This is a genomic window from Methanobrevibacter ruminantium M1 (assembly GCF_000024185.1).
Taxonomy (GTDB): domain Archaea; phylum Methanobacteriota; class Methanobacteria; order Methanobacteriales; family Methanobacteriaceae; genus Methanobrevibacter; species Methanobrevibacter ruminantium.
Map to the genome: position 1 here is coordinate 675,928 of NC_013790.1, position 15,541 is coordinate 691,468.

At 31.7% G+C, this 15,541-nt stretch carries 14 protein-coding genes; 10 read left to right on the top strand and 4 right to left on the bottom strand.

The genetic code is table 11. The features are described from left to right. Positions 1-388 precede the first annotated feature (388 nt). From alaS to MRU_RS11180, 8 genes are all read left to right on the top strand, one after another. A complete protein-coding gene (gene alaS, locus MRU_RS02500) occupies positions 389-3,121 on the top strand; it encodes an alanine--tRNA ligase (RefSeq protein WP_012955294.1) in 2,733 nt (910 codons plus the stop codon). 70 nt (positions 3,122-3,191) lie between these two features. Continuing rightward, positions 3,192-5,639 carry an adhesin-like protein gene (locus tag MRU_RS02505; RefSeq protein WP_012955295.1) on the top strand — a complete coding sequence of 816 codons (2,448 nt, stop codon included), beginning with the start codon at positions 3,192-3,194 and terminating at the stop codon, positions 5,637-5,639. A 365-nt stretch (positions 5,640-6,004) separates the two neighbouring features. After that, on the top strand, positions 6,005-7,153 hold the full coding sequence (thiI, locus tag MRU_RS02510) for a tRNA uracil 4-sulfurtransferase ThiI (RefSeq protein WP_048812380.1): 1,149 nt from the start codon (positions 6,005-6,007) through the stop codon (positions 7,151-7,153). Between the two features lie 126 nt (positions 7,154-7,279). After that, positions 7,280-7,906 (top strand): DUF998 domain-containing protein, encoded by a 627-nt coding sequence (locus MRU_RS02515; RefSeq protein ID WP_012955297.1) that lies wholly within the window; start codon positions 7,280-7,282, stop codon positions 7,904-7,906. A gap of 41 nt (positions 7,907-7,947) precedes the next feature. Then, positions 7,948-8,514, top strand: a complete 567-nt coding sequence (locus MRU_RS11655; RefSeq protein ID WP_012955298.1) for a TMEM175 family protein — start codon at positions 7,948-7,950, stop codon at positions 8,512-8,514. Then, a complete protein-coding gene (locus tag MRU_RS02525; RefSeq protein WP_048812584.1) occupies positions 8,477-9,088 on the top strand; it encodes a TMEM175 family protein in 612 nt (203 codons plus the stop codon). The genes MRU_RS11655 and MRU_RS02525 overlap by 38 nt, the downstream gene beginning before the upstream one ends. Before the next feature lie 575 nt (positions 9,089-9,663). After that, positions 9,664-10,764 (top strand): fructose-1,6-bisphosphate aldolase/phosphatase, encoded by a 1,101-nt coding sequence (gene fbp / locus MRU_RS02530; protein ID WP_012955300.1) that lies wholly within the window; start codon positions 9,664-9,666, stop codon positions 10,762-10,764. 182 nt (positions 10,765-10,946) lie between these two features. Then, positions 10,947-11,324, top strand: coding sequence for a zinc-ribbon domain-containing protein (locus tag MRU_RS11180; protein WP_012955301.1), 378 nt, complete (start codon positions 10,947-10,949; stop codon positions 11,322-11,324). A 53-nt stretch (positions 11,325-11,377) separates the two neighbouring features. On the opposite strand, the gene MRU_RS02540 is transcribed toward MRU_RS11180, so the two are convergent. From MRU_RS02540 to pgsA, 4 genes are all read right to left on the bottom strand, one after another. Continuing rightward, positions 11,378-11,890, bottom strand: coding sequence for a GNAT family N-acetyltransferase (locus tag MRU_RS02540; protein ID WP_012955302.1), 513 nt, complete (start codon positions 11,888-11,890; stop codon positions 11,378-11,380). A gap of 173 nt (positions 11,891-12,063) precedes the next feature. Beyond that, positions 12,064-12,255 carry a hypothetical protein gene (locus MRU_RS02545; RefSeq protein ID WP_012955303.1) on the bottom strand — a complete coding sequence of 64 codons (192 nt, stop codon included), beginning with the start codon at positions 12,253-12,255 and terminating at the stop codon, positions 12,064-12,066. A gap of 378 nt (positions 12,256-12,633) precedes the next feature. Continuing rightward, positions 12,634-12,876: a DUF357 domain-containing protein gene (locus tag MRU_RS02550; RefSeq protein ID WP_012955304.1), complete on the bottom strand. Its 243-nt coding sequence runs from the start codon at positions 12,874-12,876 to the stop codon at positions 12,634-12,636. 125 nt (positions 12,877-13,001) lie between these two features. After that, entirely contained in the window at positions 13,002-13,598 is a 597-nt protein-coding gene (gene pgsA, locus MRU_RS02555; RefSeq protein WP_012955305.1) for an archaetidylinositol phosphate synthase, read from the bottom strand. Positions 13,599-13,756: 158 nt separating this feature from the next. Here pgsA and MRU_RS02560 point away from each other — a divergent pair, with 158 nt between their 5' ends. Together MRU_RS02560 and radB are read left to right on the top strand one after the other, a co-directional pair. Continuing rightward, entirely contained in the window at positions 13,757-14,422 is a 666-nt protein-coding gene (locus MRU_RS02560) for an L-threonylcarbamoyladenylate synthase (RefSeq protein ID WP_012955306.1), read from the top strand. 355 nt (positions 14,423-14,777) lie between these two features. Then, on the top strand, positions 14,778-15,473 hold the full coding sequence (gene radB / locus MRU_RS02565) for a DNA repair and recombination protein RadB (protein ID WP_012955307.1): 696 nt from the start codon (positions 14,778-14,780) through the stop codon (positions 15,471-15,473). Positions 15,474-15,541: the final 68 nt, after the last annotated feature.

The following is a 15,541-nucleotide window of genomic DNA, read 5'->3' on the forward strand; positions in this document are numbered from 1 at the left end:
TATAATCATTTTTACTTTTTTATTTATATTTAGGCATTTATTTCTTCTTAATTTTTATTTTTTTAATTTATATTTGACCTTATTTTTTCTTAATTTTTTTTTTTTTTTTTTATTTAGTGTTAAGCCTTTAATTATTCTTAATTTTTATTTTTTTTTAATAAGTTTTTACTAGTTTAGTTTTTAAAAAGCATTTTATACAAAACTCTTTAATAGATTAAAAAACAAATATAAATATATTATCAAATAATTATATTAAAATAATTATTTTTAAATGATTATTTTAGAACTAATTATTCACTATTTCAACTTTTAATTATGCTAATTTATTAATGACAAATCAACTTTAATTACGCTGATTAATTTATAAAAAATATAAAAACTGATTATTATGCTTAAAATATTTGAAGATTTAGGATATAAGAAACAAATATGTAAGACTTGTGGTCAAGAGTTCTATTCACAAGTGGACAGAGACACATGCGGAGACGCTCCATGTGACGAATATGGATTTATCGGAAATCCAGCTACTGACAAGCCTTATGATTTATACGGAATCCAAGAGACTTTTAGAACTTTCCTAGAAAAAGAGGGCCATGAACCTATTAGTCGTTATCCAATTCTTGCAAAAAGATGGAGAGATGACGTATTCTTAGTTGGAGCTTCAATATTTTGCTTCCAACCTTGGGTAACCTCCGGTTTGGTGGAACCTCCAGCTAATCCTCTTGAAGTTGAACAGCCATCCATACGCTTGAACGATGTGGATAATGTAGGCCGTACCGGAAGGCACATGACCTGCTTTACAATGGGTTCACATACTGTAATCAATAAGCCTGATAACTTTATCTATTGGGAAGATGAGACAATACGCCTTTGCCATGAGTTCTTCAAGTCAATCGGAATCAATACAGAAGAGCTTACCTTTATCAAGTCATGGTGGAAAGGTGGAGGAAACGAAGGCCCATGTTATGAGGTATGCTGCCGTGGGGTAGAGCTTGCAACCCTTGTATTCATGCAATATAAGACCCTTGAAAACGGAGATAAGGAAGAGATTCCAATCAAGGTTGTGGATACCGGATACGGACTTGAGAGGATTGCATGGATTTCCCAAGGAACTCCAACTGCATATGATGCCTGTTTTGCTCCGGTTGTTGATAAGCTGAAGGAAATCACTAATGTATCCGTTAACGAAGAGATTTTAGCTAGAAATGCTGAGATTGCAGGAATGATGGATATTGAGGATATTGGTGATATTCGTGATCTTCGCCAACAGGTAGCTGACAGCTTAAACATCAGTCTTGAAGAGTACTTGGAAAATGCAGAGCCTATGGAAGCTATCTATATCATTGCAGATCATACAAGATGCTTGGCATTTATGCTGGCTGATGGAATCATTCCATCCAACGTTAAGGAAGGATACCTTGCAAGGCTTGTATTAAGAAGAACTATCAGATTCATGAAGGAATTAGAGATGGAAGAGTCTCTATCTGACATTATGGCCATTCAGCTTGACTTCTTAAGGGAATTCTATCCTGAAATCGCCGAGTCCCAAGAGCATATCATGAACATCATCAACCTTGAAGAGGAAAGATATGCAAAAACCATTGAAAAGGGTAAAAAGACTGTTAAGAGAACAATCAAACGTCTTAAAAAAGAAGGAAAAACTTCCATGCCTCTTGAAACATTGATTGATTTATACGACGCTCAAGGAATGCCTCCAGAAACTGTAGAAGAGCTTGCAAGTGGAGATAAGGACTTTGAGGTCTTTGTGCCAGATAATTTCTTTACAATCGTAGCGGATATGCACGAAGAGGATAAGGTAGCTAAAAAAGAGACCTTTGAGCTTGATGTTCCAGAGACTGAGCTTGACTTCTATAAGGACATCTATCAAAAGGAATCTGATGGAACAATCATTGAAGTCGTTGAAAAAGATGGCAATTTAAACATTATTCTTGATAGGACAATATTCTACCCTGAAGGGGGAGGTCAGCCTTCAGACATTGGTATAATTTCTATAGAAGGCACAATCTATGAGGTTGTCTATGCTGAAAAGTTAGATGGTGTTGTATTGCATAGGATAGCCACAAAAGAGGATGAGGATGTGGCTTCCCTTGTAGAGGACTTAAGGAAATATATTGGAACTGAAGTCCATATGGCAATCAATTGGAATAGGAGAATAACCCTTGCAAGGCATCACACAGGTACTCACCTTGTAATTGCAGCTGCTAGAAAGATTTTAGGCCAGCACATCTGGCAGGCAGGTGCACAGAAGGGTCTTGCACGTTCCCGTATCGATTTGGCTCATTATAAACGTATCACCATAGGGGAATTGGATGAGATTGAGAAATTGGCTAATGAGTATGTGATGATGAACATTGACTTGGATATCAATTGGCTAAGCCGTGATGATGCAGAGAAGAAATATGGTTTGATATTATACCAAGGTGGTGTAGTGCCAGGCTCTCAAATCAGGGTAGTTAAGATTCCAGGCATAGACGTTCAGGCATGTGCAGGTACTCACCTTTCCAGAACCGGTGAGGTAGGTCCAATTAAAATCAATAAGACTGAAAGGGTTCAGGATGGTGTTGAAAGGATTGATTTCTCAGCAGGTCTTGCAGCTATTGATTCCATTCAAAATGATAAGGCAATCATAAAGGAAAGTAGTGATGTATTTAGTGTAACCAATGATCAATTGCCTAAAACCTGTGAAAGGTTCTTCAATGAATGGAAAGCTCAAAAGAATGAGATTGCAAGGCTTCAAAAGGAAATTGCTAATTTAAAGGTCAGCACACTTGCAGAAAATGCATTTGAAGTTAATGGATTGAAAGTGCTTAAGGAAATCCTTGATGCAAACATTAAAGAGCTTCAAAAGATAGCCACTGACTTTACAGACAATGACAAGGTTGATTTGGTCTTCATTGGTAATAATGAGGGTAAGATTGTAGGTTCAGCAAGTAAGAATGCTATTGATAGTGGAGTTCAAGTTAATAATATTATTAAGGAAGCTGCTTCCCTACTTGGTGGTGGCGGCGGAGGCCGTCCAACTTTAGCTCAAGGTGCAGGTCCTAATGCAGATAAGATGGCTGATGCTTTAGATTTGGCTGTTGAGTTATTGAATAAATAATCTTTTGAATAAATAATTTATATAATAAAAAGGATGAGGATGTTTAATTTTCTTTAAAGTTTTTGATATTATGATTAAAAAGATAACGATTTTGTCAGTTATTCTGATTCTGTTTTTAGCAGTTTCAACGGTAGCTGCAATTGATGTGGATACGAATGATAATTTGGATGATGGTAGTTCTTCTAATTCAGATTTAATTAGTTCTTCTTCATTGGATTCTTCTAGTTCTGATGATGTTTCTTCTGGTTCTAGTGAGGTTTCTAGTTCTGATGAATCACTTGATGGAAATAATTTGTCTGATGGTAATGTTTCTTCTTCTGATGAGTCTGTTGGTGCTGATAATTTGTCTGATGGTAATGTTTCTTCTTCTGATGAGTCTGTTGGTGCTGATAATTTGTCTGATGATGAGTCATCTTCTGATGCTCTATCTGAAGAATTGCCTAAAACTGAAACAGTCATTAAAGCAGACCCAATAAATTATAATTATGCTTCAGTTAAAGGATTAACCATTAATCTAACAGATTCTGCGGGACTTGCTTTATCCAATAAGACTTTGACTGTCAAGGTCAGTGCTTTAAATAAGACTTCTAATCTGACTACCAATTCTAAAGGACAGGCTATCTTTAAGCTAAGCGCTTCTGTTGGATCATATGATGTTTTTATTTCTTTTACTGGGGATGAAAGCTATGCTCCATCCAATGCAAGTTCTAAAATAACTATCAAAAAGTCCTCAACAAAGATTAAATTGAGCAATATTCACGGATATTTGACTATTTCAAATTATGTAAGTGTCACATTACTGGATTCTGCTGGAAAGCCTATAAAAAGCAAATCAGTAACAATTCAAGTTAATAAGGCAAAATATAATGTCAAAACAGACAGCAAAGGCATTGCTAAAGTCAAGGTTGCAAATAAGATTGGAACTTACTCTGTGAATGCTAAATTCAGTGGAGATAAGAATTATTACGCCTCTTCAAATAGCTCCAAATTGACAATAACTAAAATGAAGGTTTATATTAAGGCTCCATCTGTAAAGTATTATATGACAAACAGCTCTGCTCCTTATTTGACAATTAACCTGACTAACGTTAAAGGCAGTCCACTTGCAAAAAAGAAAGTCTCTGTTAAGATAGGCAAAAAGACTTATACATTAAAGACCAATTCACAGGGAATCGCTAAATTCAAGTTCACTAAGAAAGTGTCAAGCTATAATTGTAAGATTAATTTTAAGGCCACTTCCAATTTCTATGGTGCATCTGTAAATTCAAAGATGACTATTCAAAAGATGCCAACCTCCCTTAAGGCACCTAGCGTTAGCATTAATTCAACTAACTATGGAAAAGTTCTAATAAGCTTAAAGGATGGAAAGGGAAAAGCCTTGAAAAATACTACAGTCACTGTAAATGTCACTGAACTTAAGAAGGTTTTCACCCTAAAGACAAATGCCAGCGGAGTTGCCACATTTAGCTTTAATGGTGAAAAGACATTCAATCTTAAAATAAAGTATGCAGGAAATAAGAATTATGCAGCAAGCTCTGTAAGTTCTAAAATAAACGTTAAACAGATTAAGGTAAAGCTCAGCGATGTCATTGGTGCATCAAGGGTATTGATTGACTATGTAAACAGAACAAAGGACTTGCCTTCAAATGTCCAATATAATAATTATAATTTCACTGTCACTCAGCTTACATATTTGGCTTCTAAGGCAGTTAAAAATATAAACAATAAGAATTATGGAGATATTGTTCTTATTTCTGTTCCAAAAAGCTATAAGTCCTCTGGAGAGATTTATGATACAGTTTATAAGAAGGACTTTGTTAAGATAGCAAATAGCGTTGTCGGATCTTCTTACAATTATAAGAATAAGGAGTATGTAAGCTATTCCATTTATAAGGTTCCATTTAAGGTATATTCCATTAGCTTTGCTAAGGTTCTAAACTTCTATGGAAATAATAAGAAATTGCCTAATTATTCACTCTTTACCCTTGCAGACTTTGCTAAGGTTAAAGATAATGGAGGATATAATTTCTATCTGACAACTGATAATATTGCAGGTAAGAAATCTGATTTGAATATGCTTAAGAGCTTAGCTAAGACCTTAAAATCCATGGGATATAATGCAGTCATTGTAGGTATCGGTCCGGATATACATAATGTGGCTTATAGGTATGGATGTACTGGAAACAATTCTGTTTTGCTTGCTTGCTTCGGCGGAGTTGATGTAGGATGCATAGAAGAATGGGCTGGCGATTTAGGTGACTTGAATGGTCATTCATTTGTCAATAGCTATCAAGGAGCTCATGTTTTAGGATTATGGTTTACTAAGCCATATGGTGCATCTGTAAGCTTGAATAAGAAGGTAGGCATTGCATGGGATGCAGATTATGGTTTCCCATTAAACACTCCGGCTAAATATATGAAAAGTCATAATATTAGCTATATTGAGACTGGAACTGTTGCAAATGCATGTAAATTGTTAAGCGAGGGTAAAATGGGTGGTCCTCAATTGATTAGCTAACCAATTAGAGGATTTTTTATTTTTTTTCCTATTTTGCTAATTTTTACGAATTTTATTTTTTTACTTAAATTCTTGTTATTTTTTTTTAATTTTCTTATTTTTAGTTCAGTTCTTAGATTTTATAACAATAGTTATATTTATAAACTATAAAGTAAATATATTAAAAAGATTAAAAGAATATTTATAGAATATTTATATTGGTCTATAGAATTTTAGTATATTATGGTATATTTGTAGAATATCTATGGAATATTTATTTAATTGCTTGAATTTTATTAATGATGATATATTTTTATGTAGGATTTGATTATTGTATTCTTTAAATAGTTTTAATTGCTGATTTATTAATTTTTATGAGGTATTTTATGAATTATGATTTAATCATTGCTCGATATGGTGAAGTAGCATTAAAAAGTAATCGAGTAAGGCGCAGATTTGAAAGTCGTTTAGTAAATAATATAAAAGCGTCAATAGATGCGGAAGTGAAGGTTAACCAAGCAAGAATTTACATCTTTCCAAAAGAGTTTGATGATGCAATAGAGAAACTGGAGAGGATATTTGGAATTGTATCATATTCTCCTGCAATATCCACCAAATCCACTTTTGAGGATATTGAAAAAACTGTTGGGGAATATGCAGAGCATCTTTATGAAGAAGGTCTTTTGGATGAGAACACTAAATTTGCAATAAGCTGCAGAAGGGTAGGTCAACATGAATTCTCTTCACAGGAAATGGCTGCTTTTGCAGGGGCTGTTGTAGTTCGCAAATACTCTTGTCCTGTTGACTTGTCAAATCCAGAACTTACTATCTATCTTGAAGTAAGAGACGGCGATGCTTATGTTTATCACGAAAAGATTGAAGGTCCGGGAGGCCTTCCTCTTGGAACTCAAGGAAAGGTCGTTTCACTTGTATCAAGTGGAATAGACTCTCCTGTAGCTACATATCTTATGATGAAAAGAGGCTGTCAGGTTATTGCTTTATATTGTGATAATGAGCCTTATACTTCTCCTGAGGCACTGCAGAACTTTAATGACTTGATAGATCAATTGAATCTATATGCAAGCGGAGCTCCAATCAAAAGAAGGGTTGTAAAATATGGAGAATACCTTTCCACCTGTAAGGCGGAGGCTCCAGATAAGATGACTTGTGTTCTCTGCAAGTCTGGAATGTATAAGTTAGCTGGCAAATTGGCTAAAAAGCTTAATGCAGAGGCTGTTATTGATGGAAGCAGCTTAGGTCAGGTAGCTTCCCAGACACTTCCAAACATACTTGCAACCCGTGAGGATCTTGATGTTCCGGTTTTAAGTCCCCTTATAGGTCTTGATAAATTGGAGATAACTAGAATTGCAGAGAAAATTGGCACATTCGAGATTTCCAAAAGGGATGATGGGGGCTGCAAGGCAGTTCCAAGGTATCCTGAAACAAATGCAGATTTGGAATTTGTAAAACAGGTAAAAGAAGAGATGAATCAGGATGAAGAGCTTGAAAAGGCTTTTAAGACCATTGTTTATTAGAAAAGATTATTTGAATAGATTGGAGAGTTAAAGTTATTTATAAATTTTTTTTTAATAAAAATCGATTGAATTTTGGGATTTAAAGTTTTTCAAAGTTTTTTTTTAATAATGGATTAGGTGTATTCTATGAGGGATTGTAGCAATTGCAATAGGGAATCTTGCCTTTTGCAGAAAGTAGCAGGAATAATAATGGTTTTTGGCAGCTTATACTATATTCTTGCTGAATTGATTTCAGCAGGATTTTTCAATGATTCCTTAATCAACACCTATCTTTTTCATACCATTTCAGAATTGGGAGTTCCTGTGGCCAATTCTCCTTTATCCTTTTTAATGAATTCTGCTTTTATTCTAATTGGAATTACTCTTTTATTAGGTTATTTTGCTAAGTTTAGGGATTTTATTATAAAATATAAATTAATCATTTCCATTTTGGCGGTCATTACAGCTCTTGGAGTGATAATTGTTGGCTTTATTCATGCTGGAAATCCATTGACTGATGGCTATCATAGTTTAGGCGCTGTTATGGCTATCCTTGGCGGAAATGTGATGCTGATTCTTGTTTCAAGAGCTATGGCTGAATTTGAAAGCTATCAGAAAATCACTTTTATATTGGGAATTATTGGATTTATTGTCTTTTGGATAATGTTTTTCAATCTAGAAAGCCTTTATATGCCTGTCTTTGAAAGATTATCTGTTTATACCTTAATAATCTGGAATTTTATGACTGGTTTTTATTTGTATAAAAATAGTTAACTTTTATTTTGTTTATATATTAAAAAATACATACTATAATTATGAACACTAACAGATTTGAAACATTTTTTGATGCGATTATAGCAATCATAATCACAGTTCTTGTATTAAAGTTATCACAGCCTGCAGCTCCTACCGTTCCTGCATTTTTAGCCTTAAATGCAAGGTTTATAACTTATGCAATCTGTTATTTGGCCCTTTTTATCATTTGGTATGATAATCATAATTTATTCCAGGTAGTTGAAGAGATAAATAATACTGTATTGATTATTTATGCCATTCAGATGTTTGCAATTTCTCTTCTTCCTTATTTTGCTACTTGGGTGGCATTGAATGTGAATTCAATTGCTGCTGAGACAATGTTTGGAATCGATTTTCTTGCAATACTTATTCTTTATGTATTGTCTATTTATGCGGTTTATAGGGCTGACCCCTATAATTGCGGAATATCTAAAAACAATTTCAGAAAGATCTATTGCTATATTCCGATTATAATCGTTCTTATAGGGATTTTTAATAAGCTATACAGTTTATACTCCAGGAATATTTGTCTGCATTCTGATTGCACTGATTTGCTGGCTTTTCTTTTCAAGACTTCAAAGACCTGATGACGGTTCAACCGAACGGTTTGAAGCATTTATTGATGCAGTTATTGCCATTGTGATTACAGTGATTGTCCTTGAGATTCCAATGGCTGTAGATGGATCTTGGGGAGCTTTGCTTGATATAAAATTGGAATTTATTGTTTATGCAGTAAGTTTTATCGTTTGCTTTAACTTTTGGAATTATAACAATAATGTTTTTAGCATGGTAAATAAGATAGATCATAAGGTTATCTGGTCAATAGGCATTGCAATGTTTTTCCTATCTTTAATTCCTTATTTGACTACATTCGTTGCCTTAAATCCTGATGCATTCTTGCCTAGCTTCTTATATGGTTTGGACTTTATAATCGTTGCTATTTTGACAATTTTTACTATAAATGCTTTAAAGAATTCGGATAAGGCAAATATTGCTCTTCAGATAGCATTGGCAGATAATCAGCCATATGTTACAACAATCGTATTTGTATTGTTTGGAATGATCGTTGGCTATTTTATTTATCCATTGGCTATTGTGATTGCATGCTTGTTTTCAATAATTACTCTATGGTTAATTTCTTATTATAAAAAGCATGGCTAATTATTCTTTAAACTAAAAATGATTTGCTATTTTTTTCTTTTTTTCTTTTTAATTTGATTTCTAATCTTTTTCTATTCATTTTGATTTGATTCATTATTTTTTTCTATTTTTTTTTAATTTCGATTCTATATTTTTTTATTTTTTTCTATTCTTTTTAATTCAATCATTAATTTTTTCATTCTTTTATTCTATTTAATCACTCATTTTAATAAAGATTCGATTTTAAATCATAATTATTATATATAATATAAATCAAAAATAATAATGTATATTAAATAACTAAAGGAATTATCATATATTTCTATTTAGTTATTTAAAAAGTATTTAGTTTGATTAATAATTTAATTATTTTATATTAGCTATTAATTCAGTAATTAATTATTATAACAATTAGTTATTAATAATATAATTATTCCTTAATAGTTAATTGCTATAATAGTTAATTATTATTCTTATATTATGAATTAAAGCTAAATATTTGCACTATTTGACTAAAAAAAGCATATTATCTAGTTAAATAGTATTTATAGTATTTTACTATATTTTGTATATTTTATTTACTGAGGTGTTTTAAGATGAAAACTACTGTAAGTGTAATCAAAGCGGATATTGGAAGTGTTTCCGGACACTGTGTATCTCATCCTGCATTAATGGAAAAATGTGATGAGGTTTTAGCTAATGCTTTAGAAACTGGAATTCTTGAAGATTACTATATAACCCGTTGTGGTGACGACATTGATTTAATCATGACCCACAGAAACGGTGAATTGAACGAAGAAGTTCACAAAACTGCATATGATGCTTTCATTCAAGCAACTGAAATTGCAAGAGACTTAAAATTATACGGTGCAGGTCAAGACTTATTATCTGACACTTTCTCTGGAAACGTTAAAGGTATGGGTCCAGGCTGTGCAGAAATGGAATTTAAAGAAAGAAGAAGTGACCCTGTAATTGTATACTGTATGGATAAGACTGAACCTGGTGCATTCAACTTGCCTATATTCAAGATCTTTGCAGACCCATTCAACACTGCAGGACTTGTAATTGACCCAAGTTTACATGACGGATTCAGTTTTGAAGTCTTTGATGTAATGGAACACAAAAAAGTAGTATTAGACTGTCCTGAAGAAATGTACGACTTACTTGCATTAATCGGTTCCACTGGAAGATACGTAATTAAAAGAGTATTTAAGAAAAACGGTGAAATCGCAGCAGCAGTAAGTACTGACAAATTAAACATGTTAGCTGGTGAATACGTTGGTAAAGACGACCCTGTAGCTATTGTAAGAGCTCAATCTGGTTTCCCTGCTAATGGTGAATGTGTAGAACCATTTGCATTCCCTCACATGGTAAGTGGATGGATGAGAGGTTCCCACAACGGTCCTATGATGCCAACCAGCCAAGAAGAAGCTAACCCAATCAGATTTGACGGACCTCCTAGGGTTGTAGGTTTAGGTTTCCAAGTAACTGATGCTAAATTAGTCGGTCCTGTAGACTTATTTGACGACCCTGCATTTGATGAAACCAGAAGACAATCTGCAAACATTGCAACCTACATCAGAAGACACGGTCCATTCGAACCACACAGATTACCATCTGAAGAGATGGAATACACTTCATTACCTGGCGTAATGGAAAAATTAGAACCTAGGTTCGAAGATATGGATGATGACTAATTCAAGCTTTTTTTTGGCCTACGGCCAAAAAACCTTGATTAAAAATTTTTTTGCACAATTTCTTTAAGATTCCTCTTAAAGATTTTGTTTTTTTTATTAGTTTTTTAATTAGTTTTACTATATTAGAACAAATTTATTTTTTTTCAAAGAATATTATTGTTTTTTATTAAAGGGGGTATAAAATGAGTTTTTGTCCAAATTGTGGAGTGGAACGAAAAGAAGGAAGTCATTTTTGCCATCATTGTGGCTATGATTATAGAGAAGCTAATTCATCTGGGATGGGCTCTAGTTCTAGTTCTGATTCACAAGTAAATCAGAATCCTAGTTTTAATTCTCAAGTAAATCAAAGTTCTACTTATAATGTCCCAACAAAGCAAAATCCTCATAATTTTGCTAAGATCACTGGTTATATATTGTCCTTTTTAATACCTGTATTTGCAATCGTAATTGGTATATATTTGATTTTATCTAAAAATGAGGAAGTTCATAAACATGGAATAATTATTATCGGAATTTCTATAGTTGTTCAAATACTTTCTATGATTTTTATGATGGGTTAAATTCGTTTTTTAACTATTTTAAACTTTTTTTCTTTAAATGCTGTTTTTTTTAATTACTTTTTCTCTAAAAACATAGCTATTTCATAGAATTCTTCTCCGGTATAATCCTTATTTTTTAAATCACAATAATATTTAAATCCTAATTTTTCTAAAACTCTTTTAGATTGATGATTTTCATATTTAAAACTAGCATAAATTTTATTTATATCAATGTCTTCAAAGGCATGTCTGATGAGTTCATTGCATGCTTCTACTACTAATCCTTGGCCCCAATATTCCTCTCCAATCCAATAGCCTAATTCTACACCTTCATTTTCCCACTTGTGATTAGTATCTGGATAGAATAAAAGCCCTACACATCCTATTGCCTTATCATTTATTGTAATTGCATAAGTTTCTTTTTTTGCAAAAATAGTTTTTATAATCTCTAAGCTCTCTTCAACGCTTTTATGTGGTGGCCATCCTGCAATAGGTCCAATCTTTGGATTTTTAGCAAAATGATATAAGCATTCTGCATCTTCCTCTTTCCAAGGTCTTAAAATAAGTCGTGCTGTTTTTAAAATCATAATTAATGATTTATTTTATAAGTTATTTAAAATTAATTAATTTTTTAAAAAAAGAGTAAATATGTAAGATAAGTGAGTAAGTATTGATAAAATAAGTAAAAATAAGTAAGTAGGGGTAAGAATAGATAAGAATTGCTAAAAAATGGTAAAAAATAAAATTATTATTAATGGAATTAGTCTAAAACGCCAAGCTGGTCTAATTCATCAATAATAATGTCGTGGGAAATTTTAGTCATGATTTCTTTAATCAGGAATTTTTCGCTACCTTTGCTGGTATAGCCGTTTTTTTCTAAAATTTCAGTTAATTGATCTTTAGAAAGGTCTTCTAAAATAATTCTAATTTCAGTAACATCCACATCTGCCATTTCATCATCTCCTATCTTTAAGAATTTTTTGTTTTATTTTTTGTTTTAGTTTATTTGAATCTTTTTGTTTTTAAATTTAAAAAATTGCTCTTAATGTCTTGAATAAATATTTATTTGTGAAAGTATTTATATTTTTTTGTTTTATACTTATCAAATAGTTTGATAATATACGAATTAAATTTTTATCATTCCCTAATTTTCATAATTCTATAATTTATCGATCTTTCAATTTTTTAATTTTTTAATTTTTTTATTGAAAGTTTGTCTAAAATTATTAAAATCTTAAGTTATGTCAATTTGATTAATAATTTTAATGTCAAGTTTGATTATTGTATGGTTTACCATATTAAACTATAATTTAATCAATCGAATTTTTAATTAAATTAATCCATGAATCATTCTTAGCGCATCTAACAAGCCGTGGCTATATTCAATGCAACCAAAAGCAGTTCTTGTGTCTTTTTTCTCTAGGTAATATTTTGAATCATTCCAGTAATCTATTGCCCTATCATAAACTTCCTTTTCTTTTCCTTCAAACTTGATGTCTTCAACTTGATTAAGATTTCTTTCAAGTTTGGCAATATCAATTGCTATCTTTTCTTCACTTTCCAAATCTTTCATTTTATTGCCTCGAACAATTTTTATTATTTTATCATTATCTTATTTTATCATTATCTATCTTATCATTTTCATTAATTTATTATTTTATTAGTCTATCATTTTTATTCTTATTATTAATTTAGAATCTACAATCTTCTTTGTGGGATTTTCTTTTTATTTAGCTCTTTCCAGACGTGGTAAACTCTTTGGCCTACTGTAAAGTATGAAAGAACTACAAGTATGTAGATAAAGTATGTGAAAATTATATCTGAATTGAATATGAATGCAATTACCGCTCCCACCATAAGAATTATCAATCTAACTGCACGTTCGGCTATTCCAGTATTGCACTCAACTCCTTGTGATTCGGCTCTTGCCTTTACATAGCTTACTGTAATTGCTGAATGGATTGCTAAAACTCCAACAAACCAATTACAATAACCTCCAAAGATTATTCCAATGAATATGATTGCATCTGCAAATCTGTCCATTGTAGAGTCTAGAAATGCACCAAATGGGCTTGATCTGTTGTGGTATCTTGCTACAGCTCCATCAACAACATCTAAAAATCCGCTAAGAAGTATGAATAATGCTCCGCCAATCAAATTCCCTGTAGCAAAGAAATATGCAGATATTATAGCTAAAAATGGCGAAATTATAGTTACAATATTTGGATTTATATTTAATCGGCTGGCTATAGGTTCTAATATTTTTGTGAGAAATGGTCTTAAACTTTCAAGCATAATTTTAATTATATTGATTTACTAATATATATTTAATTAGTTTTTAATTAGTTTTTTAAAATTAGAAAAATATTTTCTATTTTTTCATTCCTTTAGATAAGAAATTTAGATGTGGATATTCATTAATAGAAAAATTTAATCATTTTGGTGAATTGTTTATGAAAATATTTAAAATGAATCCTGAAAATCCAGATATGGATCTTATAGATGAGGCTATTGACATTATGGCTCAAGGAGGAGTTATATTATATCCTACAGACACTGTCTATGGCTTGGGAGCAAATATTTTCAATAATCAGGCTGTTCAACGAATTTATAAAATTAAGCATAGGGAAAGATCAAAGCCATTATCTGTTTTGGTTTCGGATATTGAAAGCTTGGAGCTTATCGCTCATTTAGATGATCATTCACGTGAAGTGGTTAATAAATGGCTTCCAGGACCTTTTACTTTTATTTTAAACAAGCAAAAGACTGTTTCTCCCTATGTAAGTTCAAGCACTAAAGTAGGTGTTAGGATTCCAGATAATAAGATTGCAAGAGAATTGGCTTCCATTTTTCCAATAACAACTACAAGTGCAAATATTGCAAATGAAGAGACTTTATCTAATCCACATGACATATTAAAACAAATTGGTGATTGCATTGATTTGGCTATTGATGTTGGAGACTTGACTGGGGGAAAGCCATCAACTGTGATTGATTTGACTTCTGCTAAACCTTCTTTAGTTAGGAAAGGACTAATTTCAAATGATTTGGAATCTATTAAAGAAGATATTGGTGATATGGACTCTAATAAAAATGATATTGATGATATGAACTTATAATCTGTTTTATTTAGGGAGATTGGAAATTCTTCTTTCAAGTCTAAATTGTTTTCATCCTGTTAGATTTGCTTTATTTTTGGCATAATTTTTATTTAGCTTAGGTCAAAGTTGTTTCAATATTAAAGCAATATTGATGTGAAAAATATCAAGATTTTTCAATAAAAAATTAGATTTAAATAATTGAACTTAAATAGATTTATTTAGCATTTATGTGAAAACTTTTGTTAAAAGTTTTTAATTAATTATCTAAAAGATTTAGAAAATATTTTTTAAAAAGTTTTAAATAATTTTTAAAAGAGCAAATAATCAATTTATTCATTTATTCGTTTATTAATTAAGATTAAAGGTTAAAACTATGAAAATTTTATCTACTATGCAAGATTATGAAAAAATATCCACTAATTCTCCTTTAGATGAATTGTTAGATGGGGGAATTGATAAAAGAACTATCACTCAGATTTACGGACCTCCAGGTGTTGGAAAAACCAATGTTTCCTTAAATATTGCAGTTAATGTTGCAAGAAGTGGAAAAAAGGTAATCTATATTGATACCGAAGGGGGAATCTCTGTTGAGAGGATTAAGCAAATATCTGGTGAAGATTTTGATAATGTTGCTAAAAATATAGTTGTCTTTGAACCGACTTCATTTAAGGAACAGGAAGAGGATTTGGAACTGATTGAAGATTGGCTAGCTTCTAATAACAGTGAAGTGGAATTAATCGTTCTTGATTCTGCTGTTGCATTGTTTAGGGTTGAAGACGATAAGTCAAGATCACATCTTTTAGGTAAGCAAATGCAGCAGCTTGCTAAATTTGCAGTTGATTATGATTTGGCTGTTTTAGTGACAAATCAAATCTATGCCTCCTTTGAGGAAGACAGTGATGAAATGGCTCCTGTTGGTGGAACAATCATTCAATATAGGAGCAAAATCATTATTGAATTGAAACGTGAAGAAGGAAGCAGTGAAAGAATTGCCATTTTAAAACGCCATAAAACCCGAAGGGAAGGATTAGCTATTCATTTCTCAATTACAAATAATGGAATTGAATGATTTTTTTAATCAAATCCCTTACTTTTATTTTTTTTTAAACTTATTTTTGTTTATTTTTTTAAAGTTTT